Below are 26,146 nucleotides of genomic sequence, written 5' to 3' on the forward strand. Positions count from 1 at the left end.
TAGCATGCGAAACTCACCGATCCTCGAATTTCAATGGGCCACGAATGTGGCAGCCCAGGCTGCGCCGATAGCTCCGCCCAGATATCCCATCAGCACCAGCAGCATCAGCTCGGCCCTCCGCGTTTCACCAAGCCGCTTCAACGCCCGAGCGAGAGCCAGAGTGGGTACGATAGAGAAAAGTCCCCAGCATATCGCCGGCTCTGGCAGCTCTAGCAGTCCCACTATGGACCACAGGAGTAACTCAATCGTCAGCCAGAGCGCGTAGGGACGCCATATCGGTCCTTTCACTGCATTGAATGTCACCATGCGCTCTCCTGAATGCCTAACAGCAAAAAACAAAAACAAAAAGCCCATACTTTCTGCATGCAAGATTAACTCTCAAAACAAAAAATTCAACTCAAAACACATACAGAAAACACACAAACTTAAACTCCGACATTCAGAATTGAAGTTTCAATTATTTTAAAACAAAAATGTCGCATGCTAAATTCAACCTGAAAGCCGATCGGCAGTTAAGCAATAAGGGGAGGCAAATGCCTATCAATTCCGCCATTGAAACCTCACCGACGGACTTCCACGCTCTGATGGAGCGCATACGCGCTGAGAACCGTGTGAGCTTTTCTCCAGAGCTTTACATGGAAGTGTTTGCCATGGATGAACAAACATTTTCCCGCCTCGCCCATGTGCCCCCTGACGCCGTCAGAACGGCCCCCGAGTCCGAGAGGATCCAGGACTACATCCGGAGCACCCTCCGCGTGCTCAGCGCTGTCGCGGACACAGGAACTGACATTGGCAAAGCCATCTACTGGCTCAGGAGCGTGCACTTGTCGACGTTCAACGATAAAACAGCCGAAGAGATGGTCAGTGAGGGCCGGACAGCACAACTGATCGACTACCTACGCTCATGGGAGGCAGGAGCCCAAGGATGACCTGCACGCTGTTCTGCACCAACCTCCAGAAGCAGCAGATTGAGCATGATGACGGTAAAATTTTGTCTATCCATATCCGTATTTTTCAAATAATGTTTGCCCGGTTCAAAAAACTTTAGCCAGGAGCACAGAATGGAGAGCCCACTTGTCGGCTATGCCTTTCTCGTCGAAACCCTGAAGCTGAAAGTCTTCCCGATTCAGCGTCCTGCAGTGATCAGGCCTGTCACGCGGATTGAGCCGTTGGGCCGCGAACTCGCCGTACCTCAGCGTCTCGCCCCACCACCAGGCGACTGTTGTGCTCATGTCCTGTTCGCCCTGAAACATGAGGGGGTCAACCTGGGCGTGCTGGCCCAGGCATTGCCTCAGATCCCTGCCGCCACCATGCTGGCAGAGCTTCGCAAGGCTCCGAGCGGCGCCTATATCCGCAAGGCCTGCTTCCTCTGGGAGGCCTTCAGCGGAACCCGGCTGCCCCATGATGTGAGTCCAAAAGGCGCAGCAACCCTGCTGTTCGACCCGGACCGCTACATCACTGGCCCTGCGCGGCGCGATACCCGCTGGCGGGTGGATTTCAACGGCCTGGGCACACTCCATTACTGCGCTACGGTCGAGCGGACACCTGAGATCGAGGCGCTGCTGGCACTGGACATTCTCGGCAAGTCACGTGAGTTCATCGGCTCGCTGCCCGCGGGAATGATGGACAGGGCCCTGAGCTGGGCCTACCTACACGAAACCCACGACTCCTTCGCCATCGAACGTGAAGCCCCCAGCGCGGACAAGGCCGAGCGCTTCGTCCAGTTACTGCGGCAGGCCCATGAGCGCCAGCCACTGACCGAGGACTACCTCGTCGCTCTGCAGAACAGCACGATCAGCAATCCTTTCGATCGGGCGGTCGCCTTCCGCCACGAACAGAATCACCTGAACAACGGCCTGCGCGGCGCTGCGGGCGTGACCTATGTTCCGCCACCTCCCGAGCTATGCCGAGATCTGATGGACGAACTGATGCTGTTCGCCAACGAAGCGCCCTTGCAGATCGACCCGCTGGTCGCCTCCGGCATCATCTCGTTCGGTTTCGTCTTCCTGCATCCGTTCATGGATGGCAACGGCCGCCTGTCCCGCTTCCTGATTCATCAAGCGCTATGCCGAAGCGGTGCTATGAGCCACGGTCTGCTGCTGCCCGTCTCCGTGGCGATGAAGCGCGAGGAACAGCGCTATCTCGAAGCCCTACAAAGCTTCTCGCGCCCAGCTCGCGAGTTCTGGCGGGTACTGTGGCTCGATGCGAACGACCTGAGCTTCGAATTCACTGGGAATGAGGGGATCTATCGCTACTGGGACGCTACCGCGTGCGTGGCCTTCACCCTGGAGATGGCCAGACAGGCGCTGGAAGTCGAATTGCACGAAGAAACCGAGTTTCTCCACGCCTACGACCAGGTGTTCAAGGTAGTCAACGCACGCTTCGATGTCCGTGGCAGCGACCTGGCGCAACTGGTGATGATGTGCCTGAGCAACAACGGCATCGTCTCACGCAATCGCCGCAAGCAGTTCCAGTACAGCGTCCCGGAAGAAGTGTTCGACTTTATCGAGGAGCGTGCACGGCAAGTTCTGGCTGAACAGGCAACGAAGAATGTAGATCCTAATGAGTCCACCTTCTTGAGCAAGAGCTAACCCTCAAGACTTCAAAGACCCGCTCATACATAACCCGATTACATCACGCACCCAACAATCTTCCACAAGTATTTCACTCATGTGCTCGCGCATTACACTAACCCTCAAAGACCCAAGTCCACGCCATCTTTAAGAGACTTTAAAGCACAACATCAAACTTAAATCTGCATTGAAAATGCCCTACGTCCCAAGGAGGTAAAATCCATATTCCCCGCAACTATTTGGTCAAATACGAGCTGCCCCCTTTGCTGTCGTAGATAGCGTTCAGTGCCGCACTTCGAGCAGTTCGCCCGGAAGCCGGCAGGACTCTGGAAAACCAGACCTGCCTTTTCCTTACAGACTGGGCACGTTTCCAAAGCGAGTATCTCCTGATTAAGCAGCTCCAGAGCGTCCCCCTGCTGAGTTGCGTTAGCCGCAATCAAGGCCTTTTTCAGTTCATCAACGCGCTCGCTGGATACCACCTCTCGTACTTTCAGGACATGCATCTGATGATCAACGTGTAAACCGGAAACCCCGTCGGCCAAAGCCAGTACTTTTGCTGGCATTTTGGTAAGAGGCCTCCCATAAGACTGCAGCACCTTACGGTAAAGCACTCGATCAATAAGCTGGCCAAATCGCTCTACGCAGTACATGTCTAACGGGGAAAGAGCGATCCAGTTCTCCTGATATGCAGCCTGCTGAGGCTCCTGCCCAATAGCGGGCCAGGCAATGAATCTATCCCCAGGGATTTGCTGCAACGCCTCAAGCCCAGGCGTACTGCTCAGCCAGGGCACCACGGTGAGCAAGGTTTCGTCACCAGATTGCTCGCTAGAGGCGACGCTTACCAGCCGCCACTCCAACTCGTCCTGCTGAAGCCGTATGACTCTACCGGCCCATATGCCCTCATCGCGCCCATGCAGATACGGATATAAGGCATGTCGTAGAACCAGCCCGGCATAACGTGAATAGGCATGCGCTAGATACTGATTCTGCCTGAACCGCTCTTCGGGAGTTGTTCGACTGCTTTGCGTCGTTTTTTCCAGAAGACTCCAGAGAATCGCCAGGTGCCGATAATGAGGATCATGGCTGAGGATGTTCGTTAGATGCAGCGAGCCCGTAACCTGCACCTGGCGACTCACCAGCATGTACAAGCCACTTTGCTGCAACCCCGAAATGGTCTTGTGCAGACGCTGAAGCGTTTCGAGCGTTTTGCTCAGGAGCTCCGATGCCTTGCTCGTCGCATTCTGGTCAAATGTCATCCCCCAGAGCCGGCAAACCTCGCGAGAAAGACGATAGTCAATCTCTTTTGACTGATAAAACTCCAGCGCCTGACTCAGGGTTGCCTGCAGGTCCTTCAGGGCTAACAGGCGGCCCCACAAATGGCGCTCGATTTTGTCCAGTAGCCGGGCATAAACAAGATTCTCGTAGATGCCGTAGTCATCTTCGCTAAATCGGGCAAGCACTTTCTTGGGAATCACACCGCTGAGCGTTTGCCGCTGCCAGCACTCTGAGTGGGATGCCAAGTGCACCAGTGCACCTTTATCGAGGCGCCGTGCACGCGCGACATCCGCCACCTCGTTCTCATAGCGCAAATCCAAACGTGGTCGTTGCGATATCTGATGCAGATGCCCATGTTGCACCACATCAAGCAAGCGCTCTTCAAAGGGCAGGAGATGGCTTTGAGCGTCAATGATCGCAGCCGGCATCAACGGCGACATCAACGAGGACGGCTGCATGTCGGCATCGATGGTTGCTATTGCTTTTGACAGCAGTTCTGCTGCTGTAGCCTGTGCATGCTGCTGTAGCCTGTGCATGCTGCGGTAGAACAAAGGAGCGCACCTCACTACCCAACTGACAGCGATCCCCGCCATCACTCACCAAGACACCCGAAAAATTCGTCGAGTGACCATTGAAAACCAAGCTGCTGGTAGCAAGCTGATAGCGCCCCGGCTCGACTACCGCAGGCAGGTGACGGCATTGCTTCCCTGTGAGTCGATCAAGCCACATCATCCACGGCCTTCCAAGCGCCTAATATCTGCGTCCAGCAATTCAAATGATTTCCGGGGCTCTCCATCCAGATCTGCCTCAATCCAGAAAGTCTCCAAGGCGCCTTTCAAGGGCACCTCTAAAAACCAGCCCGGCCGCTGGGTAAGATCATCCGCCTGTTGATCACCCGGAGCCTACTGATGTTCAGTCTTTTTGCCGACCAGGAGCGTGAAGCCAAGCTGGACAGCTTGGGCGACCCACTGGCCCTACTGAACAAGCATGTGGACTTTGCATCCTTGGCCGCCGAGATCGACCACTGGGCTCCCAGGCCCAGTAGGGCCAAGGGCGGCCGGCCGCCTTATCCAACGGAGCAGATGACGCGACTGCTGGTACTCCAGCAACTGTTCAACCTGTCCGACGAGCAGATGGAGTTTCAACTGCTCGACCGTATGAGTTTCCAGCGTTTTGCCGGGTTGAAAAACTCCGGCCGAGTGCCGGACCGCAACACGATTTGGGTCTTTCGCGAGCGCCTGGTACAGGCCAACGTCGAGCATCGGATCTTTGCCGAGGTGCAGCGTCAGTTGCAGGCACACGGCTTCCGGGCTCGCGAAGGGCAGATCATCGATGCCAGCATCGTTCGCGCGCCCATCCAGCACAACACGGCCGATGAGCAGGCCGTGGTGAAGGAGCAGGCTGTGCCGGTCGAATGGTCGCCCGCCAAGCGCCGGCAAAAGGATGTCGAGGCGCGCTGGACGAAGAAGCACGGCAAGTCGTACTTCGGCTACAAGCTGTCGGTCAGCGTGGATCGCCGGCACAAGCTGATCCGCTGCGTGAAGGTGAGCGATGCCAGCGAGGCCGACACCCTGCATCTGGTGGATGTGCTCGACCGGGGCAACAGCAGCCGGGACTTCTGGGCGGATCGCGGGTATCACGACAGACCCCGGGAGCGCTGGCTCCAACTGATCGGCTGGAGGCCATCTATCCAGCGCAAGGGCCAGGCCGGCAAGCCGATCGGTGAACGGGACAAGGCACGAAACAAACGCATAGCCAGTCCCCGAGCCCGGGTCGAACATGTCTTTGCCAGCCTGGCCCAGATGGGCGGCAAGATGGTCCGAAGCATTGGCTTGGTCCGGGCGGAGTTCGGTTTGGTGGTCAAATCGGCGGTCTACAACCTCAAGCGGATGTCGAGACTACTGGAAATGGCCTGAGTCAGGTCGCTGGTTGCATACCGCGACCGGCAGCAGGAACTTCTGCGAGACATCAACCCGGTCAACGGATGCCAAGCGCTGGGTTCGTCACTGCTCGACCCAGCTCAGGTGGGTGTTTTTAGAGGTGCCCTGTAGTTTCCGTCCTGCTTGATCGCATCCAGGAAAAAGGCCCGGCAGTGTTACTTCCAGTCATCACCCGCACGGTGTTGGGGGAGCGCAGCACCGAGATTTTCTGGTTCGAGTCAGGCCCGGACTCCGGGGGCAAGTGGTTCAGTTATAACGAGGGCGTCTCGGCCATACATGCATTCGCCACACTGCTTACATCTGACCAGCTCACCAGGCTGGTGACTCAAGCCCTGCTGGTACCCACCAAAGTTGCTGACGCCCCACTGATCGCATGCCTCGGCAGTGGCCTTCGTACATTTTACAAGGGGCTCCAGGACAGTCCAGGCGAGGACCTTCCCCCGGTACCTGAAGGCGCCGCCATCGTACGAATTCGCGCAGACCTGGACGTTGCCCAAATGAGCGGGAATCAGTCGCTGTCACCTGATACCCCCCACTACATAGGCACCAAGGTCGGCATATTCCAGTCCAATGAGAGCTTGGACGTCTATTACTTCGTCGCTCCGTCCAAACAGTACGGCTCCGTCCGGTCGCAACGCAACAACACCCGCTATGAGATCTCCGAGAAAGACTTGCGAGATCCGTGGCAGCAGCTCGGTGTCACGGAAATCACGATTATACGTGCCGGATCGTTCGCTCACCCGACAGCTACTGCCGAGCAAGTTGCACTGCTTTGTCGCAACGCTCCGCTGTGGGCCGGGTATCTTCGCTTGCCCGGTCCCATGCACTTGGGCAAGCAGGTCGCCGCAGATCATCCCATTCTGGAGCGGTTGCGCAAGACTGAGGCTAACCGCTCGGATTGAGAGGGGCTGCTGTAGATGTTTGCTGCAGAGTTCCCAGCATTGGCATCGGGTGGGCAAGGAGATATCCGATGCCAATGCCGGCTACTAACACTTCATTAACGTCCAGCTCTGTCCACTAGATGTGACGGGGAAATTTTTCAGCCGCTCGGTGGAATTGCGAGGTTTCTTGTAGGAGCGTTGCATGCAATATGCTCACGCACTCGTCACGTTACTGCACCTTGCCGTCATCTGTCAGTCATGCAGTCAATCCGTTCGCTCAGGATGAGCCGGCCCTACCGACTCTCCAAACCATTTACTAATGGCCAGTTCGACCTGCCTGCGTGGCAGATACTCCTGCTCAAGGCGTCCCCGTTCCTGCGCAAGGAGATACCGATAGAAATCAGCCTCGTCAGCCATCAATCCTTGGGGAGCCAATTTCTGAGCTTTAGTTGGCTCGACGACCGCGCTTCCCACTGAGTGCTGGTCAAACAGCTCCCGTTCCATTAGCAGTGCTTCGACTGCAGGTTGATGGAGTCTCGCTCGCGCCAGCATCAGTAAGCCCCAGGTATCCATGTCGCCCCAGTAAGCGATCTGTTTCCCGGCCAGATGCGCAGACGCCAACCACTGCAAATCGAGCCCTGCGCCCAGAACAGCGAGGGTGTCCGGCAGCGTTTCGGGTAGCAAGTGAACACATTGCTCATTTTCCACCACGAGCAATCGCGAACCGGGAAGTGGGGTTTCGGCCAGTTCCGAAGTAGTCAGCCTGAGCCGCTTGAAGGGCAGCAGCTCAGGCTGAAGAGGAACGACCAAAACCCAATGACTGCTTTCTTCAAAGGCATCCAGAAAAGTCGTCAGGCCTTGCTCGGATGCGGCACCTTCGAAGCGTTCATCGAGGAGCTTCGTTAGCAAGGTAGCGTTTCGCTCGAAAAATTTGGTGTCCACTCCGTGCTCTGCAAGCAAGCGTAGTGGGCGGCCTTGAGCACAGGCAGGAGATAATTGAGTGGCGAGTTGCGCTGTAGCGATGACTTCTTCAGAGGGCTTCGTCAGCCACAAGCTCCGCTGAGCCACAAGTAACGCATGAAAGGAACTATCTACCTGCTCAACCAGATACTCAAGTCGAGCGTATTCCTGGCCAACAGCCGGATCGTCGGCCGCAGCAATCCATTCGGAGGGGCTGTGCAAGTGCCAGCGTATTGGCAAGGAAATTGGGGCTAGCCCAGCCCGATAGGAGACGGGTTCCCAGTCGACTTTCCCCACTGTCACGCGTCGCCAGTCTTCCACATGCTGGAGAACCGCATGGATGTTTTCTGCGAAGACTCGTGCCGAAGGCTTGCCGATGTTGAAGCTTTGCGGCCAGCTACCGGGATTGAGCAGACGCTCCAACCGAACATTGGAGCGCTGCCATTGCCTGGCCAAGCTGCGACCAATTTCAGTGGGCGACTTCATGCATCGCCTTGATGCGCTGTTGATGATGCTCATCCAAAGCTTCCCAACTCAGGGAAACCAAACTGGATTCCACGCCCCGCCGATGAACGACGACTGCCGAACGCGTATGGTGGCGCAACAGGCGCATCTCCTTGTTGGGCGTGATGAAGACAGCATGCAGACCGAATTCCCTCAGCGCCGCGATGATCCGACCGGCAACCGCATGGGAGCTGCGCGAGAACGCCTCGTCGAGAACGATGGTGCCGAACAACGGCCGGCTGCTGCCGTCGGGACAGAGCGCATAGCTGAGGGAAGCGGTCAGCACATAGGAGGCGATGATCTCCTTCTCACCACCGCTACCGCCCTGAGAGCCTGTTCGGGTCTCGATGACATTTTTACTCTCGCGGTCGATCACCGAGACCGCGAACTCCAGGCGGAAACGCGGATCCAGAAGCGCCTTGGCCCCTTGAGTCCTGCTGTGTTCGCAAGCGTCTTTGAGTAGCCCTACGAGTTCCTGCAATGCCTTGTAGTGGCTCTCACCTTCATCATCGATGAAGCGCGCCGAATTCAATTGGCGCTGAGCGCGTTGCAGCGTGCGTAGACTTTCATGGATGACCTTGCCTGCAACCAAACGTAGATAGCGCCCTGGCTGGAAGTCGACACGCTGCATTGTACTGTTCAGGTCATCTAGGCGTTCCTCGATCATCGAGACCTCATGATCGATATAGCTGAGCAACTGGGTGACCCCATCATCTGAGGAGCGATTGAGATACTCCAGGAAGCGCTTGAGTTTCTCGGGTAGGGCCTCCTCGGTCAGCACACGCAGACGCTCCAGATACTTGGGTATGTCCGCCAGCTCCCGACCGACCTCTGAAAGCGCACCGGTGTCTACTTTCAGGGCGTCGGACATCCGTTTAGCAAGCTCTGCTTGCTGATAACTCAGTTTTTCGCTGAGCGATTTGAGCTGCTGTTGAAGCTCCCGCGTATGCTTGCGCTCCAACTCGATAATGTCGCCTAGGTCTTCTGGGGCCAGAGTAGGGAAGTACTCTTTCGCCAGTTCACGCTGCGTATCGTTCAGCCCTTTCTCCGCGCCGTTATATGCCTTACGGGTAGCGGATGCGGCCTGATCAAACTGAGTTTTTAGCTGAACGCACTGCTCGATCAGTTGGCGGAGCTGTTGATCCAGAGAGTCCTGCAGGCCCTCGGCTTTATCCAGTTCGGACTTGATCATGGCAAGGTCAGAATCGGGGCGCGTCAGGGTGGTCAGTTGCGTACGCAGCGACTCCAGCTGACTCTGGGCTCCCGGCAGATCAATATCCTCGAACTGCAGTTCTTCCACGCGTTTCAGCAGCGAAGCTTGAGTCTCCAACTGACGGGCATCGTCCTGGGCAGCATCCAAGGCCAGCTTGGCAGGCGCGAGCTGTTCATTGACCTCGCGAATCTGCTCAGCCAAGAAGGCCAGACGGTCGCGGTTGTCGAAGCCTGTCAGCCAGTCTTCGTCCAGGCGCTTCTGGTCCTGCTTGTCGAAGAAGCGTTCTTTGCCCGACATCAGCCCCTGGGCCGTCATGGAGTGAGGGGTATGACGCAATTGCTCCGTGCTTTCGACGCAGTGGCGGTCATTGTCCGCCAGTAGTGCCTTTACGGTTTCTCGGTACGGATGCTCCTTGAAAGTCAGCTTGCGGGTAAAACCATCGTCGAAGAACACGGGGCGCGAAGACGGCTCCTTTACCTCCAACAAGCGCACATGCAAGCGGTTGTGCCGTTGGTTCACCCAACGCAGTGCGGCCTGGGATGAGCCCTGCGGCACCAGGATACGTAGTCGGTGGCTACCGACTGCCCGCTCAATGGCGCCCCGCCAGGCCAGTTCCTCGGGCTTGACCTGCACCAGCTCGGCAACGAAAGGCAGGGCCGACTCATCGACGTCAAGCGCCTGCGCCAGATCGCTTCGAAACGCATGAAATTGCCCGGGCAGGTTCGAGCCTGGCCGTCTCTCAACCTCAGCACGTTCCTGCTGTAAGGTCTGTAGGCGACCATTGAGCCCCTGCTGGACGAGACCAGCGTCGAACGCCTTTTGGCGCGCGTCAGTAATTTGTTGGGCCAGTATTTCCAGGCGTGCCGCGATCTGCTGCTGATTCTCCTTGAGAGCAGCGGCCGATAACTCATCCGCTAGTCCAAGCCCTTTGGCCAAGCGTCGGTATTGCTCGGCTTTCAGGCTGCGCTTATCGCACTCCCTGACCCAATCAGCGATGCGCTCGCGTAATTGATCTATCCCTGCGCCACCTACTCGCAGGTAGCGCTGACGATGTTGATCGACCACACCTTTCTGGACCTCAAGCTGACTCCTGCATTGCTCCTGATCCAGTTCGGCCTGTTTGTGTTCCTTCTCGAGCCTCCTGGTTTCAGCCAACCACAGGCGATACCCCTGCTCGGCGAACCAGACCGGGAGGATGCCTTCGAGAGCCTGTTTATCCTGCAACTGTTCTTGCAAGGCCTTATAACGCTCCCAGCTATCGGCGACCGGTTGCAATGAGCGCTGCTGCTTTCTAGCGGTTTCCAGCTCTCGGTGAATGTCTGTCAGATCATCGAAGCTGCTGGCGACCTCTGCAGCCCGCTCGAAGGCAGAGCGGTCATCCAGCACCAACTCTCGAAAGATCTCATCAATACTATTGAGCTGCTTCAGGCCGGCAGCGCGGTTGAGCAAGGTGAATGCGTTTTCACCGACCTCGAAGTAATCCCTCAGCCTGGCCAAGAAGGCTTTCTTGCTGGGATAAGGCCAGATACCCGTCCCATCCTTCTCCATCTGACGCAGAGCCCGCATGCCTCCTGCGTGATGCTGGTTGAGCCAATGCTCCAGAGTCTGCTCGGGGGACTCGCTTAACAGCCAAAGTTTTTTCAGATCCGACGCCGAGGAGCTTGTGCCCTCGAACCAGAGCACAGCGCCCAATCGTACCTGCGAACCGTCACGCTCGAGCGTGGCTGCAATTGCGGTTACCGTCTTACCCTGGCGAGCGATATGAGATTGCCCTACACCTCCATCTCCGGGGCCAGTAACTCCCCGCACATAGGACACCAGATCCCGGTCACTTTCATGCCCACCCGTGGATGCCAAGTTGTAGCGCGGATTGGCGCACAACAAGGTCATCAGTGCGTCCACAAGCGTCGTTTTGCCGCTACCCGTTGGGCCGATCACGGCGGTGCCAGAGGGATCGATCTCGGCACGGTGATACCCCTGAAAACCACCCCAGTTATAGAACTCGATGCTGGTGAGAATGAAGGTCTCGCTGTCACGCCAGAGGAGTGCCTGCTTCATGCCATATCCTCCTCACCATCGGCAGCCGGAGTAGTTGCCCCCTCCACTTGCTCTCGCAGCCATGCCACCAGCGCCTGCAGGTTCTCCGGGTTGGCCAAATGGGTAATGATGGGGCGGATGATAACGCGATCATGTGCGTCCAGAGCCGACACCAAACCATGCCCCTTGAGCTGATCCAGCAGTGTGATGATGCGATTGCGCTCCTTCGCCTCACTGCCCAGCTCTCCCAGGTAAACCTGCAATTGCGGAACCAACTCATCAACCGCCACTAGCGCTTGATTGGCACCCGTACCGCTTTCCTGTTCGTATGCAATGAAATGCTGTCGCAAAATGGCAATCAGCAGAGACTGCTCCAGATTCAGCCTTTGCCTCCGTACAAGAGGGTGCGACCAGTCATCCTGCTCGGCCACCTCGCCCTGGCGAACGGTGACAAACACCAGTCCACGAACCTCGTCGACCCCCATGGCAAGGTCGAGCGGCTCTAGGATTCTGTCTACCGCCTCGGTACTGGAGAGCGCTGAGCGATACAAATTGGGCTTGTGACTCTCTTCCAGCAGCCCGTACTTGAGCATCTCCTGTACAGCCTCGCGTACCCGTTGCGGCGTCCGTCGCTCATCGACTTGTACAGCGGCGCTTATGACAGTTTGTTCATCATCCATGCCGTCATCTAACGCCAGGGGCTCCGCCGTCAGCTCCGTTTCGTCTGCGCCAGAGGCGCCTGCAATTCGATCGAAGATCCCTGCCATGCTCACAACTCCCAATCGATGTCCTTGAGTGTCTCGTGGTCGAGACCGACATAAGGCAGGTTGAAGCGCCAGCGTTGCTCATCCTCGTCAACCAGATCCACGATCTGACGCTCCTCTGTCAGCACCTCAATACCTGCCTCGCGCGCCATAGCTAACCAGAGCGCAAAGGTTTCCAGGTCGTGAGCAGGTGGAAGCAAAGACGCAAGCTCCCCGAGACTCACAGGTCGCCCCTGCTCCAGCAGCACCGCCAGAGTGTCATGAATCAGCGCTTCACGGTCCAACCCGTCGAAAGCATCCCAGAAGTCGTCATCAATCTGTTCCAACCCCGCTGGCTTCAGACTCAGATCCAGCTCGCCCGTGTCATCGTCATCCAGAGTCTTGAAACGCAGACGCTCGATTGCCGGGACTCCGGTAATGGCTACGCCAACCGGCGGCAAACAGACAGCGCTACGCCGCACGGCCTGGCGTTGCCAGTCGACGCTGAGCGCTAGGGTGAAGAAATCGTTGAGTAACTGCCCGACGCGATGATGCTCGGCGGCCAGGCCCGTCTTCATGAAGCCACGTACATCGCGCTCGCTTCGGGCACGTGCCTGAAGTACAGCCTGCGACTCCCGAACCAGGCGTAATGCCAACCAACGCAGCTCACGTTGCTGGGGACGATTCAACGCCTTTGGAACCGCAGGGTGACGAAGGATGGTACGCAAACGCTCACGCATAGCTCCCAGCTCAGCAGACTGCCGCAGTTGCTGCTGGAAGCTTTCGAAGACACGCCCTTCCGGTGTGTTGAGTAGAGCATCTTGACCGTCCAGCAACCGATCGACGATTTCTCCACGGTGAGACTGCTCACTGATGATGGATTGCCGAAGGGCGCGATCAGCCTCGCGCCAGGAGTCTTCAACCCGTCGAAAGTCTGCGCGCAGGCTGGTGGCAAGGTTATATACCTCGCGTATGCCCTCTATCGCCTGCGCTTCGTCCAGCACGATGACGTGGCCGGCCTCTACATGCTCAAGCTCGTGTTCCAAATCCCGGATTCGGCGGCGTAGGCTGGCAATGCGGCCAGTTGGGCTGGGGTTCAGACCCGTTTCCAGGTTTTCGATCTCGCGCTGGACCACCGAAAGGCGTGATGCCGTGGAGGTCATGATCCGACTATCCAGTGAGTCCACGAACTGGATGGCGGACTCCAACGCGTCGGTTGCGTATATGCGACCCTCTCGCTCTACGACCAGACGCCGTTTGATCCATTCACGAAGTTCACGCCCGGCCTGGAGATGCGTTGCATCCGGGTCGATCTCGTAAAGCTCCTGACTGGCATAAGCAGCCAGCATCTCGGACAGCGCTTGTAGCGCATCCTCCATAGGAATCCCATCGTGCGCCCGCTCGAACAGCGTTCGCAGGCAACCCAGTACAAGTGGAGCACGACGTGAGGCGAGCAAAAGCCAAGCAGGGTGTTGGCTGCGGGCGGATACATAGCGTTCTGAACGCTGTTGCGCGCTTTCTTCCATGACGGCCACATTGACAAAGTTGTCTGAGCGCGAGCTTACCGAGGTAACCCGCTGCCTCATAATACGTATTTGTCCTGGCAGATGGACCCATTTAATAGCTTGCAGGGGCTGCGTCATTCCGAATAGAGCGGAGTGAAAGGCCAGGCCAGTCGAGGTTTAGCGATTTATTCCGGGTTCACGCGCTGGGTATTGGAGATTTGGCGGGGTGATCTGCCGTCATGAGAGTGTATTTGGCTAATGCGACGTAGGCGTCCCAGTGAGCGAATGTGATAGCTCAGTGGTTTTTGTAGGAGTGCCACTGACATTCTGCGGCAATCCAGTGCGGTCACGGTGGCTACAGAGCGAAGTCTCGATGACCTGTCGGGGGATTAGCTTGGTGTGGTATGGAGATATCTATTTTCCCCAGTGGAATTGTGGGGTTTTCTGCTCAAAAAGAGCGGCAGCAGCCTAAAGACCGAGTGAGCTTTCACACGCCAGTAACTGCGGCCGAAGATAGAGTCTCACCATCTGTGCCCCTCTCTGAATCTGACTGCTTTTTGCTATGCTGGCGGCCTGCGCCGCGGGACATAGTTGGCAGCGGCTCGCCGCTGCCTCCCCCCGCGGACATCTAATCCAGCCATCTCCTGGAGCCACGATGAAACAGTGCGTAGTGATTGAGGACTGGGAGGGCGATGGCGCTATTCGCTTACCCGACGACGTTCTGCAGGAAATGGGCGTCGACGTTGGGGACACGCTCTACCTACTTGAAGAGTTCGTAGGCACCACCCGTTGCCTGGTGCTCAGCAAGACCCCGCGCATTCCTGATCGCGTAGATGAGCTGGTTGGCCACTGGGAGTCGCTTGACAAGGTTGCCACCGATTTAAACGCCAAGGATGACTGAGCTGGCTGCCCAGCCTACCTGCCGTACGAATCTCGGCGCTTATTGCTCGGTCATGACCTCTTGCGAGGGTAGAGCCGTCCACCAGAAAAGCGTCGCTAACTTTTGGGCCTGCGTATTCCTCGGTTGCCTATATGTAACGGCGACAGCCTAGGGCGCAAAACGGGCTTGTGTGAATTCACGCGCTGCATCGATTGTCGTCTGGCCCCCATCTTCGCAAGGATCCAGAACAGCGGCAGGCCTTGCTGATCGTGTTAATGCCCAAGCATGCTGGGCTAAGGCGTTCGCCGTAGGTCGCCAGCCGCTAGGGCCTGTTAACACTACCGTAGGGCCTCAGCGATAAGAGCCACAGTGACGAAGGCGGCGTACATGAGGTCAAGCTTGTCGTAGCGCGTGAACACGCGGCGCCAGGCCTTGAGTCGTCGAAACAGCCGCTCGATACCGTTGCGTCGGCGATAGAGCGGTTTGTCATACTCCCACGGCTGGCGCCGCCGGGGGTTGGGTGGCACCACCGGCACGAAACCCAGGCCGCAAGCCAGCTCGCGCGTGGCATTGTCTTGGTATGCACTGTCCATCAACAGAGCCACGAGCCCGTGGTGAGGTCCCAACGCCTGAATCAAGCGCCTGCCTTCGGGGGCATCGCCAGCCTGCCCCGCCGTCAGGCTCCAGGTCACGACATTGCGATCATCCGCGGCAACCAGATGCAGTTTGGTGCTCCAGCCGCCGCGGCTGCGACCGAGGGCTTGAGGACCGTTTTTTTTCGCGCGCCCGTACCATCCGGATGCACCTTCACGATACTGGAGTCGAGGCTGATGGCCTCGATGCGTATCTGCATAAGTCGCTGGCGCTGCAACTGTTCGAAAACACGATCGAGCACGCCGGCTTTGCTCCAGCGCATCATGCGGGTGTAGACGGTGTGCCAGTTGCCATAGCGTTCGGGCAGCGCGCGCCATTTGCAGCCGTTGGCTGCCACATACAGGATGGCGTTGAGTACTTGCAGGTTGCCCAGGCGTACATTGCCGCGTTGGCGCGGCAACAAGCCTTCGATTTGTTTGAATTGCTCGGCGGTCAGTTGCATGGCACTCGGTCTCAACACTGTTTTGCTGCATTCTAGTAAATAGAGTTAACAGACCCTAGTCGAAATTCAGGTTCGGTGAGAGGGCGGCAGGACGAGCCAGGGGCTGGCTAGTGGTCAAAAACCGATATCTCAGATTTCGTTTTTTGTGCCCCAGATGACCACCCTTAGATGCCACTAATAGCTATAAACTGCAGACGGAGAGATAAGGCCAAAGCCTTTCATGATGACACTTAGAAGCATTTTTGAACGTTTGCCCCCAACCAAGATTCCTGTACCGTATTGCCCTCCGAAGGGTCGTGGGTTCGAATCCCGCCGAGCGCGCCATCTCACCCCTCCGATCGATCGCCGAACCGGCGCCCCCCCGGTACCGAAACTCAGCCCTGCGCGTGCGACCTGCCCGACGGATGCACGGTGCTGGCCTGCGGTCCCTGCTCTCCGGCCTCTTCGGAAAAGCGCACCTGGTCGCCGACATGCAGGTGGTCGAAGGCCGCGTTCAGCACGCTGTGGCGATGGAAGTAGATCTGCCGCCCGTCCGCGGTTTCGAGCATGCCGAAGTCCCTCTCGCCGTGCAGTTCCGACACCCGCCCCTCCTGCTGCGCCGGTTCGTGGCTCTTGACCTCGGCCCGGCGCTTGCGCGCGTAGTCCTCCAACTGGCGGCGCACGGCCCTGAAGCTGTCGCGGATGGCCACGTACGGGTCTTCGTGGGCGTGCTCGTCGTGGTGAGCCTGGCTGGAATGGATGTCGCCGTCCGGCAGCGTCAGGTGCACCTTGACCTGATAGAGCCGGCCCTGGTGGTGGCGCCGGTGCGGGGCGTCGAAGGTGACCGAACAGCCGATGATCCGCTCGTAGAATTCTTCGAGTTCGTCGCACTGCTCGCGGATGTGCGCCTCGATGGCCGGAGAGGGCTCGATCTGGTGGAAATGGATCTGCACTGGCTTTTGCATGGCGGGCCTCGCAAGGACGGGAGGGCGTATCGGGCTCGGGCCGGCTCGGCGCAGACCGGACACCGCCCGTGAAGGCCGACCCGGCCCATCCTTGAGTCTGAACCAGCCGAGGGGAGCCCGCAGGCTCCGCATGTCGGCTTCCGGGCTCCCGCCAGCCGCGCGGCCCGGGCGGGAAAGCCCGTCCCGGCGGCCCGATAACCGCCCACCGGCGCCTTTCGGACAGTTGGAAAGCATCTCGAACGGTGTCACTCTTTTGTAACAGAACGATAAGACCGGTCCTGTCCCGCCAAGTCCGAAACCGGCCGGCGACGCCGCCAGCCCTCCCCCGCGGATGTCCGTGCCTCGCGCCACGGAGCGGCGCCTTTCCCTCGACCCCTTGCCTGTGAGTAACGACGTGTCCGATGCGATTTCCTCCGAGCCCGGCTCCAGCATCTATCGCTATCCCGGCTTCCTGCCCTTTCTGATCGGCCGCCTCGCGGCCGTCTGCGCCCAGCAGATCCAGGCCGTGGTGGTGGCCTGGCAAGTCTACGACGCGACCCGCGATCCGCTGTCGCTGGCCGCTGTCGGTCTGGCCCAGTTCATTCCCATGCTGCTGCTGTTGCTGCCGGCCGGCGATCTGATCGACCGCTTCGACCGCAAGCGCATCCTCACCATCAGTTGGGCCATGAGCGCCCTGTGCAGCGCCCTGCTGCTCTGCCTGTCGCTGGGCGACAGCCTGAATGTCCCGCTGGTCTACGTCGCGCTGGCGCTGTTCGGCTGCGCGCGCGCCTTCACCGGACCGACCCTGCAGAGCCTGCTGCCGCAGGTGGTGCCGCGCGAGCGGCTGGCCGCGGCGATCGCCGCCAACAGCATGATCATGCGCAGCGCCACCATCGTCGGCCCGCTGGTCGGCGGCGGGCTCTACGCGCTGGGCGACGGCCCGTTGAGCTACGTGTGCTGCCTGGCCGGCTTCCTGCTCGGCCTGACGCTGCTGCGCTGGGTGCCGGTGCGCTTCGCCGAGCCGCCGAAGAAACTGGAAGCCACCGCCTGGCAACGCTTCACCGCCGGCATCGTCTTCATCCGCTCGCGGCCGATCATCCTCGGCACCATGTCGCTGGACCTGTTCGCCGTGCTGCTCGGCGGCGTGGTGGCACTGCTGCCGATCTACGCCCAGGAAGTGCTGCAGGTCGGCCCGGCCGGGCTCGGCGCGCTGCGCAGCGCCATGGCCATCGGCGAGATACTGGTCGGCCTCTGGCTGAGCGTGAGGCCCTTCGACCGGCGGGTCGGCCTGACCATGTTCGCCGCGGTCGCGCTGTTCGGCCTGGCCAACCTGGTGTTCGCCCTGTCCAGCCTGTTCTGGCTGTCCTTCCTGGCCCTGATGGTGGCCGGCGGCGCGGACATGGTCAGCATGTACATCCGCTCCTCGCTGATCCAGTTCTCCACCCCGGACGCCATGCGCGGGCGGGTCAACGCGGTGAACATGCTGTTCATCGGCTCTTCCAACGAACTGGGCGAGTTCCGCGCCGGCAGCAGCGCCGCCTGGTTCGGCACGGTGCCGGCGGCGCTGCTGGGCGCGCTGTGCACGCTGACGGTGGCGGGCGGCTGGATGTGGGGCTTCAAGTCGCTGCGCCGGGTCGACCGCTTCGAGGACGCCTCGCCCGATGCCGAGCCCGACGCCCGCGCCGTCGCGCCGCGCGAAGGCGCCACGGCCGCGTAGCCGGCGGCGCGACCGGATGCCCCGCCGCCTACGGGTGGGGCTTCAGGATGCCGCTCAGCAGGCTGATGCTGAAAAAGGACATCAGCGTGGTGAACAGCAAAGCGGCGGCGCAGCGTCCCTCGACGCCGAAGCGCTGGCCGAGGACCGTGTAGACGCTCAGCATCGGCGCGCTGGCGAATACCACCCCGGCCACCCGCAGCGCCGGGTCCACGTCCGGCAACAGCGAGAAGAGCAGGAAGACCGCCAGCGGGTGCAGGATCAGCTTGCCCGCGGCGATCGTCCACAGCTCAGCGAACAGGCCGTCCAGTTTCAGGCCCCGGAGCGAACCGCCGATCACGAACAGCGCCACCGGCGCCGAGGCCGAAGCGAGCATTTCCACCACCTTGCCCGGAATCGCCGGCAGGCGCACACCCAGCAGGGATAACAGCAGGCCGCCCAGCATGGCGAGGATCAGCGGCGTCCTGGCCAGGCGCCCGGCCGCCTCGCCCAGCACCTTGCCGACGGCGCCTCGCCGCTGGCCGGCCTCGGCGAGCACCAGGCTGAGCGGAATGATCAGCAACTGCTCGACCAGAATGTTCAGCGCCAGACCGATGGCCGCTGCCGGACCGAGCAGCATGGCGACGATGGGATAGCCGACGAAGCCGCTGTTGGAAACGGCCATGCCCAGGGCGGTGATGGCGCCCCTGTCCAGGGGCTCGCGGCGCAGCCTGAGGGCGAACAGCAGGCCGAGCAGGAACACGGCCAGGGAACCTCCGCCATAGGCCAGCAGGTATTGCCAGTTCATCACCTCCAGGAAGGGATTGTCCGACACGGCCTTGAGCACCAGCGCCGGCAGGGCGAAGGAAATGACGAAGCGGCCCAGGCCACGGATCTGCTCGCTGTCGATCGCCTCGAAGCGGACGGCGAGGAAGCCGAGCCCGATCAGGATGAAGATGGGCATGGTGATGGAGAGGATCTGCGGCACGGCGAGCCCCCTTGGCGGGATGGGCGGGAAGGAAAAGCACGGAAGGCGCGTGCAGACGATACCGCCCGGATCGGCCTCCATACCAGGCGAAATGCGTTCGTCCCACGCGTGCGAATGCACGCTCATACCGTCACCACCAAGCCCGCAGGGAGCGGGCAAGGATGCTGCGCCTCCCCGTCCCCGGCCGGAGAACGGCATTCCCTGCGGGCCCGGCTATCGGGGCCTTCCCGGTCCGGGCCGACCGGGACGCGTTACCGGTATCCGTGAGCGGGTAGCGCGCCGGAATTACCTCTTTCCATGAGGTGGCCGGCGGCTCGCTACACCTCCTGCACACGGCCAGACAACGGCCGTCGCTCGCACCCGATGAGCATGGCTCGCGCGACCACCCGTTCGGCGCACCCTCTTCGAGTGCGCGTGCAGACCGGACATCCTAGGACTGCGCCGCCCGGCAGATCGCCAGGAAGGAGGCGGCCTCCAGCGAGGCCCCGCCGATCAGGCCGCCGTCGATGTCCGGCTGGGCGAACAGCGCGGCGGCGTTGTCCGGCTTGACGCTGCCGCCGTAGAGGATCGGCGTGGCGGTGGCCTCGCCCAGCAGCGCGCGGATGTGCCGGTGTACCGCCTGGGCCTGCTCGGGACTGGCGGTTTCGCCGGTGCCGATGGCCCACACCGGTTCGTAGGCGATCACCCCGGCGGCGATCCCGGCGCCGCCGACCCGTTGCAGGACCGCCCGCACCTGCCCGGCGATGACCGCCTCGGTGCTGCCGTCGCGGCGCTGCGCCAGGGTTTCGCCGACGCACAGCACCGGCACCAGTCCGGCCCGCAGCGCCGCCTCGAACTTCTCCGCCACCGTCTCGTCGCTCTCGCCGAACAGGCTGCGCCGCTCGGAATGGCCGACCAGCACGTAGCGGCAGCCCAACTCCTCGAGCATGCCGGCGCCGACCTCGCCGGTGAAGGCGCCCTGCCCGGCGCTATGGAGGTTCTGCGCGCCCAGCGCCACGCTGGAGCCTTCCAGCAGGGCGCCGACCTGCGCCAGGTACGGGAAGGGCGGACAGACCGCCACCTCGAGCCCCTTCACCGCCGCCAGCGGCGGCAGCAGTTCCTGCAGCAGGCGCCGGTTGGCGTCCAGGCTGCCGTTCATCTTCCAGTTGCCGATGACCAGTTTTCCACGCATGACTCTTCTCCTCAGTCCCGCGGCGGCCGCTGGTTACCGATCCGCCGGGCGACGACTCGCCGGGCGTCGATCCACCGGGCGCGGTACGGCGCGCCTGTCCTGCTCTTGCTGTTCATGATCTCGGGTGTCCTGTGCTGGGCTCGGCGTCGCGGCCGGCTGGCCGGCGGACGCGAGCGATTCCTGTGGTTCGGCGTGCGCCCCATCGCAGGCGCGGGGCCGGTCGCGCGTTCCCTTCGACGGCGCGAGGGCGCAGTCCGTTCACCGGGAGTGGCACATTCGCCATCCTCGACGGCCGGCCCACCGGCCGGAGGCGGACAGCGAACGGACGGAAAAACGACACCGGTCGCAGGCGGCGCCGGTGTCTCGCGCCGCGACTCTAGTGAAAAACGAACGACGCAAGCAACAACGGCGGACGCTCAGGCGGGCCCTTCATCGCCCCCCTCGCCGTCCAGGATGGCCGGCGCGCCGATCTCCTCGACCTTCAGCTCCATGCGGTAGGCCACGGCGATGAACAGCGCCTGGCACAGGCTCAGGGTGGCGCTGAGCGAGCGGAAGGCGAAGGTGCTGCCCTCGTTGACCAGCAGCAGGGCGTTGGCCTGCTTGGCCAGCGGCGCCAACTGGCTGTCGGTGATGACCAGCGCCCTGGCCTTGTGGTGCCGGGCGATGCGCACGCACTGCTGGGTTTCCTTGCCGTAGGGGCTGAAGCTGACGGCGACCACCAGATCGCCCTCGCGCACGCTGCGCATCTGCTCGCGGTAGCCGCCGCCCAGGCCGGATATCAGGTGGATGCGCTTGTTGGTGTGCTGCAGGCTGTAGACCATGTAGTGAGCCACGGCGAAGGAACGGCGTACGCCGACCACATAGATGTTGTCGGCCTCGACCAGCAGGTCCACGGCCTTGTCGAACTCGCGTTCGTCGAGTTCCTGGGCCAGCCGGTCGAGTCCCGAGCGGGTGGCGTTGATGCACTCGCGCGCCAGTTCGCCGCCGGACGCCTTGTGCGAGCGGTTGGCGATCATCCGGCGGATGCGCTGCTGGTAGTTCTGGATCGGCGTGGCCTTGTCGGTGTAGGCCTCGCGGAACAGCGCCTGCATTTCACTGAAGCCCTTGAAGCCGAAGCGCTGGGAAAAGCGCACGATGGCCGAGGGATGCACCTCGCAATGCTGGGCGATATCGCTGACCCGGTCGACCATCACCCGGTCGCTCTGCTGGCTCATGTAGTTGGCGATGCGCTTGAGCTGGCGCGGCAGGCTCTCGTATTCCGCCGTGATCAGTTGCAGCAGCCGCTCCACGCTGGCCGGCGTCTCCTGCAGCGCTTCGCCGGAGCCGGCGGGTGATTCGGAACTGGACATGCGCTCTTTACCTCTTGTCGTGAATCGTCGGGCGACAGCCTGCAGCGCAGGCGCTTTCCGCCCGACCGGCCGTGGCCGCAACCGCAATGATGCCTATGATGCCCGCATTCGGCAGAGGTGAATCGATCACATCGGCTCAGACTTCGGCAAGGCCTCTTTCGCCGCCGCCCTCAAGCGCGTCATCGCCTGGCGGTTGGCCGAAGCCATGAAGGCCCGGAAGGCTCTCGCAGCCCGCCCCCCAGCCGCACCGCTCGATCGAGGCGACGCCAGCATGACCCCTGCCGACCGGGCACTCGGGCAGCATGTCGAGGTTCGCCCGGCTCCCGAAACCGGAGCCGCTCACGCCCTCCCCAGGACCGAGCCCACCGCCCGAACCCCTGCCAGCCCGTCTATTACGCTGCATCGAGCCTGACCGCAGGTCGGAACGGCCAAGCTTTTCCGGGCCCGTATCCATACTGAATCGAGGACCAAGGACAAAGAGTTACCGCACAAGCAGACGGCCCCTCCCTAGCCCTGCAGACTCTACCCGGATCGAGGTCCCCCATGACGACCCATACAGACCAGCAACTCAATAATCTCGGCCTTTCCGAAGAGTTGAAAGTCAAGCTCCTGGAGGCCGCCCAAGAACATAATCGATCAGCCACAGCGGAGGTCATCGCGAGGCTGGAGGAAACCTTCGCCCGCGATGACATTACCGAAGCCAGGGCCATCCGGAATGCACTGATGGTCGAGCTTGGCAGCGTACTGCAAGCCGGCCTTACCGCTGCTGAAGACCTCGATAAGGTACAAAGCGCGCTTCAGGAAGCTCAGAAGATATTGGATACAAAGTTGTCTTCAACCCATCTATCGGAAGAAGACAGGCCAAGGCCCTGATTCGATCGCGGAACAAAATGGCCAAGGCATCACGCCATGCCACGGCGCAGGCCTCGCGCGGCGATTCCACGGGCGAGGCGAGCCGCGCCCCTCACGACTGGCGCCGCGCCTGCAGCCAGGCGCTGCCCAGACCGCCCAGGGCGATGACGCCCATGCCCAGCAGGGCGCCGGCATCCGGCGCATGGTCGAACAGCAACAGGCCGAGCAGCATGGCGAAGAGGATCTGCAGGTAGCTGAACGGCGCCAGCGACACCGGCGAGCTGTACTGGAAGGCGATGGTCAGCAGCATGTGCCCGCCGACGGCGATCACGCCCAGCGAGGCCATGGCCAGCAATTGCGGCCAGGGCGGCAGGCCTTGCCAGAACAGCGGCAGCAGCAGGGTCATGCCGGTCGCGCCGACCAGCCCGGTGACCAGGTTGGTGGCGCCGGCGCTGTCGCGGGTGCCGATGCGCCGGGTCAGCAACTGGTAGAGCGCGTAGCAGGTGGCCGACGCCACCGGCAGCAGCATGGCCGGGGTGAGCAGTCCGCCGCCGGGACGGACGATGATCAGCACACCGAGGAAGCCGACACCGACTGCCAGCCACTGGCCGGGGTTGGCGCGCTCGCCGAGCAGCGGCATCGCCAGCAGGATCACCAGCAGCGGCGCGATGAAATGCACGGCGGTGGCCTCGGCCAGTGGCAGCAGCCTCAGGGCGGAAAGAAAGATCAGGCTGATCGACAGCAGCGACAAGCCGCGCAGCAGTTGCAATCCCGGACAGTTGACCCGCAGCACGCGCAGGCCGTGACGCGGCAGTTGCCAGGCGGCGAGCAGCAGGCTCTGCGACAGATAGCGAATCCAGAGAACCATCAGCATGCCGTTGGAAGCGGCGAGGTACTTGGACAGGCTGTCGTGGGAAGCGAAGGCCAGCGCGGCGATGCAGCTCAGCAGGATGCCCTTGAGCGGGCGAGATATGGTCATCCGGGCGGGCTCTTCGTCAAGTACCGCTTCAAGGTTGGGCTCGCGAGAGCCCGGACGGACCCTCGCGAATTTTCGGGAACGACGGGTCGGGAGGTTTTCCGATACCTCCGCCCCCACGCATCAGAAGATGTAGTCGGTACTCAGGAAGCTCGACGCGCGGTGGCGCAGGATCTCGCTGATCAGCCGCTTGTTATCCTCCTGGAACTTGGTCGCCACCAGGGTGCGGATCGAGAACACGCGCAGCGCGTCGTACACCGACAGGGTCCCTTCCGCCGAGTTCTTGCGGCCGTTGAACGGAAAGCTATCCGGGCCGCGCTGGCACTGGGCGTTGATGTTGATCCGTCCGACCTGATTGGCGAAAGCGTCCACCAGCCGGCCGACCTGCTTCGGATCGTTGCCGAAGATCGACAACTGCTGGCCGAAGTCCGACTCGCGCACGTAGTCGATCACCGTCTGCAGGTCGCGGTAGGGCACCACCGGGATCAGCGGGCCGAACTGCTCCTCCTGGTAGACGCGCATCTGCGGGCTCACCGGGTAGAGCAGCGCCGGGTAGAAGAAGGTCTCGCGCACTTCGCCGCCGCCGGGGTTGACCACCTTCGCCCCCTTGGCCAGGGCGTCGGCCACCAGGGTGGCGAGAAAATCGGTCTTGCCCGGCTCCGGCAACGGGGTCAGCGCCACCCCCGGCTCCCAGGGCATGCCCGGCTTGAGCGCGGCGAGCTTCTGGTTGAATTTCTCGAGGAAGGCGTCGACCACCTGTTCGTGGACGAAGAGAATCTTCAGCGCCGTGCAGCGCTGGCCGTTGAACGACAGCGCGCCGGTGATCGCCTCGCCGACCGCGTTGTCCAGGTCCACCTCGGGCAGCACGATGCCGGGGTTCTTGGCGTCCAAGCCGAGCGCGGCGCGCAGGCGGTGCGGGCGTGGGTGCAGCTTCTTCAGGTCGCTGGCGCCCTTGTTGGTGCCGATGAAGGCGAACACGTCCACCTTGCCGCTTTCCATCAGCGCGCTGACGGTCTCGCGGCCGCGCCCGTAGATGACGTTGATCACCCCGGCCGGGAAGCTGTCGCGGAACGCCTCGAGCAGCGGGCGGATCAGCAGCACGCCGAACTTGGCCGGCTTGAACACCACGGTGTTGCCCATGATCAGCGCCGGGATCAGGGTGGTGAAGGTCTCGTTCAGCGGGTAGTTGTAGGGGCCCATGCACAGCGCCACGCCCAGCGGCACGCGGCGGATCTGGCCGAGGGTGCCCTGCTCCAGCTCGAAGCGGCTGGAGCGGCGGTCGAGTTCCTTGAGTTCGTGGATGGTGTCGACGATGTAGTCGCAGGTGCGGTCGAATTCCTTCTCGGCGTCCTTGAGGTTCTTGCCGATCTCCCACATCAGCAGTTTGACCACCGCCTCGCGCTGCTCGCGCATACGCGCCAGGAAGGTCTCGACGTGCTGGATGCGCCCGGCCACCGGCAGGCTCGGCCACAGGCCCTGGCCGTTGTCGTAGGCCCTGACCGCGGCGTCCAGCGCGCTTAGCGCGGCGCCGGCGTCGAGCAGCGGGGTGCTGCCGAGGACGACCTGCTCGTCGCCCTTGGCGGTCTTCAGGTGGATGGGACTGCGCACGGCGGCCAGCGGGCCGTCCCAGCGGCGCAGTTCACCGTCGACCAGGTAGTCGCGCTGTTCGAGGGGCGCGCCCGGGCGGTATTGCTCGGGGATATCGGCGGCGGCGGGGAAAAGGGTGTGCAGACGGCTCTCGGTGCTCATGGTTCCTGTCTCTCTTGTTGGATGGCGGCTCGACGGCCCACGCGGATCGCTCCCCTCTCCCCCGCGGGGGAGAGGGAGGTGGCTAGCGTGCGGCGGCCTGGCAGATCGCGGCGAACGCGGCCGCCTCCAGCGAGGCGCCGCCGATCAGCCCGCCGTCGATGTCCGGCTGGGCGAACAGCGCGGCGGCGTTGTCGGCCTTGACGCTGCCGCCGTAGAGGATCGGCGTGGCCACGCCCCGCGCGGGGTCGTGCTGGGCCAGCAGGTCGCGGATATGCCGGTGCACCGCCTGGGCCTGCTCGGGGCTGGCGGTCTCGCCGTTGCCGATGGCCCACACCGGCTCGTAGGCGATCACCCCGGCGGCGAGGCCCTCGATGCCCGAGCGGCGCAGGACCGCCTGCAACTGCGCGGACACCAGCGCCTCGGTACGCCCCTGGCGGCGCTGCGCCAGGGTCTCGCCGACGCACAGCACCGGCACCAGGCCGGCCCTGAGCGCCACGGCGAACTTCTCCGCCACCGTCTCGTCGCACTCGCCGTACAGGCTGCGCCGCTCGGAATGGCCGACCAGCACGTAGCGGCAGCCCAGCTCCCCGAGCATGCCGGCGCTGACTTCGCCGGTGAAGGCGCCCTTCGCCGCCACGTTGAGGTTCTGCGCGCCCAGCGCCACGCCGGAGCCCTCCAGCAGGGCGGCGACCTGCGCCAGGTAGGGGAAGGGCGGACAGACCGCCAGTTCGACGCCGTCGAGCGCCGCCAGCGACGGCAGCAGTTCGTCCAGCAGGCGCCGGTTGGCGGCCAGGTCGCCGTTCATCTTCCAGTTGCCGATGACCTGTTTGCGCTTCAT

The 26,146-nt window shown here is 61.8% G+C and carries 20 protein-coding genes; 7 read left to right on the forward strand and 13 right to left on the reverse strand.

Going from position 1 to position 26,146, the window contains the following annotated elements; all coding sequences use genetic code 11:
• Positions 1 to 533: 533 nt before the first annotated feature.
• A complete protein-coding gene (locus AVCA_RS22730) occupies positions 534 to 929 on the forward strand; it encodes a hypothetical protein (protein WP_041807457.1) in 396 nt (131 codons plus the stop codon).
• Between the two features lie 132 nt (positions 930 to 1,061).
• A complete protein-coding gene (locus AVCA_RS22735; RefSeq protein WP_012703425.1) occupies positions 1,062 to 2,591 on the forward strand; it encodes a Fic family protein in 1,530 nt (509 codons plus the stop codon).
• Between the two features lie 158 nt (positions 2,592 to 2,749).
• Here the strand turns inward: AVCA_RS22735 and AVCA_RS22740 are convergent, their stop codons facing one another.
• Complete coding sequence (locus AVCA_RS22740) at positions 2,750 to 4,399, reverse strand: hypothetical protein (protein ID WP_236616306.1); 1,650 nt, start codon at positions 4,397 to 4,399, stop codon at positions 2,750 to 2,752.
• A 336-nt stretch (positions 4,400 to 4,735) separates the two neighbouring features.
• On the opposite strand from AVCA_RS22740, the gene AVCA_RS22745 reads away from it, so the two are divergent.
• Positions 4,736 to 5,764 carry an IS5 family transposase gene (locus tag AVCA_RS22745; protein WP_407919052.1) on the forward strand — a complete coding sequence of 343 codons (1,029 nt, stop codon included), beginning with the start codon at positions 4,736 to 4,738 and terminating at the stop codon, positions 5,762 to 5,764.
• 176 nt (positions 5,765 to 5,940) lie between these two features.
• The gene (locus tag AVCA_RS26555) at positions 5,941 to 6,690 is read left to right on the forward strand and encodes an RNaseH domain-containing protein (protein ID WP_236616310.1); all 750 of its coding nucleotides are present in this window, start codon (positions 5,941 to 5,943) and stop codon (positions 6,688 to 6,690) included.
• Positions 6,691 to 6,933: 243 nt separating this feature from the next.
• Here the strand turns inward: AVCA_RS26555 and AVCA_RS22755 are convergent, their stop codons facing one another.
• The 4 genes from AVCA_RS22755 to AVCA_RS22770 are packed head-to-tail and all read right to left on the reverse strand — an operon-like array spanning position 6,934 to position 13,652.
• Positions 6,934 to 8,148 (reverse strand): Wadjet anti-phage system protein JetD domain-containing protein, encoded by a 1,215-nt coding sequence (locus tag AVCA_RS22755; protein WP_236616311.1) that lies wholly within the window; start codon positions 8,146 to 8,148, stop codon positions 6,934 to 6,936.
• A complete protein-coding gene (locus AVCA_RS22760) occupies positions 8,099 to 11,404 on the reverse strand; it encodes an ATP-binding protein (RefSeq protein ID WP_072432906.1) in 3,306 nt (1,101 codons plus the stop codon). The genes AVCA_RS22755 and AVCA_RS22760 overlap by 50 nt, the downstream gene beginning before the upstream one ends.
• The gene (locus tag AVCA_RS22765; protein WP_175556043.1) at positions 11,401 to 12,150 is read right to left on the reverse strand and encodes a DUF4194 domain-containing protein; all 750 of its coding nucleotides are present in this window, start codon (positions 12,148 to 12,150) and stop codon (positions 11,401 to 11,403) included. The genes AVCA_RS22760 and AVCA_RS22765 overlap by 4 nt, the downstream gene beginning before the upstream one ends.
• Before the next feature lie 2 nt (positions 12,151 to 12,152).
• Positions 12,153 to 13,652 (reverse strand): DUF3375 domain-containing protein, encoded by a 1,500-nt coding sequence (locus AVCA_RS22770; protein ID WP_072432907.1) that lies wholly within the window; start codon positions 13,650 to 13,652, stop codon positions 12,153 to 12,155.
• A 634-nt stretch (positions 13,653 to 14,286) separates the two neighbouring features.
• On the opposite strand from AVCA_RS22770, the gene AVCA_RS26240 reads away from it, so the two are divergent.
• The gene (locus AVCA_RS26240; RefSeq protein ID WP_041807460.1) at positions 14,287 to 14,532 is read left to right on the forward strand and encodes a hypothetical protein; all 246 of its coding nucleotides are present in this window, start codon (positions 14,287 to 14,289) and stop codon (positions 14,530 to 14,532) included.
• Between the two features lie 317 nt (positions 14,533 to 14,849).
• Here the strand turns inward: AVCA_RS26240 and AVCA_RS25800 are convergent.
• Together AVCA_RS25800 and AVCA_RS22790 are read right to left on the reverse strand one after the other, a co-directional pair.
• Positions 14,850 to 15,607 (reverse strand): IS5 family transposase gene (locus tag AVCA_RS25800; protein ID WP_144061657.1). Its coding sequence is split into 2 segments (ribosomal slippage): positions 14,850 to 15,292 and positions 15,292 to 15,607, totalling 759 coding nucleotides; the frame shifts between segments, so codons are not numbered across the junction.
• 374 nt (positions 15,608 to 15,981) lie between these two features.
• The gene (locus AVCA_RS22790) at positions 15,982 to 16,551 is read right to left on the reverse strand and encodes an HPF/RaiA family ribosome-associated protein (RefSeq protein ID WP_012703435.1); all 570 of its coding nucleotides are present in this window, start codon (positions 16,549 to 16,551) and stop codon (positions 15,982 to 15,984) included.
• A 394-nt stretch (positions 16,552 to 16,945) separates the two neighbouring features.
• Between AVCA_RS22790 and AVCA_RS22795 the strand changes: the two genes are divergently transcribed.
• The gene (locus AVCA_RS22795) at positions 16,946 to 18,247 is read left to right on the forward strand and encodes an MFS transporter (protein WP_373860963.1); all 1,302 of its coding nucleotides are present in this window, start codon (positions 16,946 to 16,948) and stop codon (positions 18,245 to 18,247) included.
• Positions 18,248 to 18,275: 28 nt separating this feature from the next.
• Here AVCA_RS22795 and AVCA_RS22800 read toward each other — a convergent pair whose 3' ends face one another.
• The 3 genes from AVCA_RS22800 to AVCA_RS22810 all read right to left on the reverse strand — a co-directional run bounded on the left by AVCA_RS22800 (position 18,276) and on the right by AVCA_RS22810 (position 21,731).
• The gene (locus AVCA_RS22800; protein WP_175556045.1) at positions 18,276 to 19,211 is read right to left on the reverse strand and encodes an AEC family transporter; all 936 of its coding nucleotides are present in this window, start codon (positions 19,209 to 19,211) and stop codon (positions 18,276 to 18,278) included.
• A 430-nt stretch (positions 19,212 to 19,641) separates the two neighbouring features.
• A complete protein-coding gene (tpiA, locus tag AVCA_RS22805) occupies positions 19,642 to 20,382 on the reverse strand; it encodes a triose-phosphate isomerase (protein ID WP_012703438.1) in 741 nt (246 codons plus the stop codon).
• 416 nt (positions 20,383 to 20,798) lie between these two features.
• A complete protein-coding gene (locus tag AVCA_RS22810) occupies positions 20,799 to 21,731 on the reverse strand; it encodes a MurR/RpiR family transcriptional regulator (protein WP_012703439.1) in 933 nt (310 codons plus the stop codon).
• A 543-nt stretch (positions 21,732 to 22,274) separates the two neighbouring features.
• Between AVCA_RS22810 and AVCA_RS22815 the strand changes: the two genes are divergently transcribed.
• Positions 22,275 to 22,604, forward strand: coding sequence for an Arc family DNA-binding protein (locus AVCA_RS22815; RefSeq protein WP_012703440.1), 330 nt, complete (start codon positions 22,275 to 22,277; stop codon positions 22,602 to 22,604).
• 91 nt (positions 22,605 to 22,695) lie between these two features.
• Here the strand turns inward: AVCA_RS22815 and AVCA_RS22820 are convergent, their stop codons facing one another.
• From AVCA_RS22820 to tpiA (AVCA_RS22830), 3 genes are all read right to left on the reverse strand, one after another.
• Positions 22,696 to 23,562: a DMT family transporter gene (locus tag AVCA_RS22820; RefSeq protein ID WP_012703441.1), complete on the reverse strand. Its 867-nt coding sequence runs from the start codon at positions 23,560 to 23,562 to the stop codon at positions 22,696 to 22,698.
• A 120-nt stretch (positions 23,563 to 23,682) separates the two neighbouring features.
• A complete protein-coding gene (locus AVCA_RS22825; RefSeq protein ID WP_012703442.1) occupies positions 23,683 to 25,308 on the reverse strand; it encodes an NADP-dependent glyceraldehyde-3-phosphate dehydrogenase in 1,626 nt (541 codons plus the stop codon).
• 82 nt (positions 25,309 to 25,390) lie between these two features.
• A complete protein-coding gene (tpiA, locus tag AVCA_RS22830) occupies positions 25,391 to 26,146 on the reverse strand; it encodes a triose-phosphate isomerase (protein ID WP_012703054.1) in 756 nt (251 codons plus the stop codon).

The sequence above is a fragment of the Azotobacter vinelandii CA genome (assembly GCF_000380335.1).
Lineage (GTDB): Bacteria > Pseudomonadota > Gammaproteobacteria > Pseudomonadales > Pseudomonadaceae > Azotobacter > Azotobacter vinelandii.

Excerpts from the sequence above, each read along its gene's own strand:
- AVCA_RS22730 (WP_041807457.1), top strand. The coding sequence starts at position 534 with ATGCCTATCAATTCCGCCATTGAAACCTCACCGACGGACTTCCACGCT.
- AVCA_RS22735 (WP_012703425.1), top strand. The coding sequence starts at position 1,062 with ATGGAGAGCCCACTTGTCGGCTATGCCTTTCTCGTCGAAACCCTGAAG.
- AVCA_RS22755 (WP_236616311.1), bottom strand. The coding sequence starts at position 8,148 with ATGAGCATCATCAACAGCGCATCAAGGCGATGCATGAAGTCGCCCACT.
- AVCA_RS22760 (WP_072432906.1), bottom strand. The coding sequence starts at position 11,404 with ATGAAGCAGGCACTCCTCTGGCGTGACAGCGAGACCTTCATTCTCACC.
- AVCA_RS22765 (WP_175556043.1), bottom strand. The coding sequence starts at position 12,150 with ATGGCAGGGATCTTCGATCGAATTGCAGGCGCCTCTGGCGCAGACGAA.
- AVCA_RS22770 (WP_072432907.1), bottom strand. The coding sequence starts at position 13,652 with ATGGAAGAAAGCGCGCAACAGCGTTCAGAACGCTATGTATCCGCCCGC.
- AVCA_RS26240 (WP_041807460.1), top strand. The coding sequence starts at position 14,287 with ATGAAACAGTGCGTAGTGATTGAGGACTGGGAGGGCGATGGCGCTATT.
- AVCA_RS22790 (WP_012703435.1), bottom strand. The coding sequence starts at position 16,551 with ATGCAAAAGCCAGTGCAGATCCATTTCCACCAGATCGAGCCCTCTCCG.
- tpiA (WP_012703438.1), bottom strand. The coding sequence starts at position 20,382 with ATGCGTGGAAAACTGGTCATCGGCAACTGGAAGATGAACGGCAGCCTG.
- AVCA_RS22810 (WP_012703439.1), bottom strand. The coding sequence starts at position 21,731 with ATGTCCAGTTCCGAATCACCCGCCGGCTCCGGCGAAGCGCTGCAGGAG.
- AVCA_RS22815 (WP_012703440.1), top strand. The coding sequence starts at position 22,275 with ATGACGACCCATACAGACCAGCAACTCAATAATCTCGGCCTTTCCGAA.
- AVCA_RS22820 (WP_012703441.1), bottom strand. The coding sequence starts at position 23,562 with ATGACCATATCTCGCCCGCTCAAGGGCATCCTGCTGAGCTGCATCGCC.
- AVCA_RS22825 (WP_012703442.1), bottom strand. The coding sequence starts at position 25,308 with ATGAGCACCGAGAGCCGTCTGCACACCCTTTTCCCCGCCGCCGCCGAT.
- tpiA (WP_012703054.1), bottom strand. The coding sequence starts at position 26,146 with ATGAAGCGCAAACAGGTCATCGGCAACTGGAAGATGAACGGCGACCTG.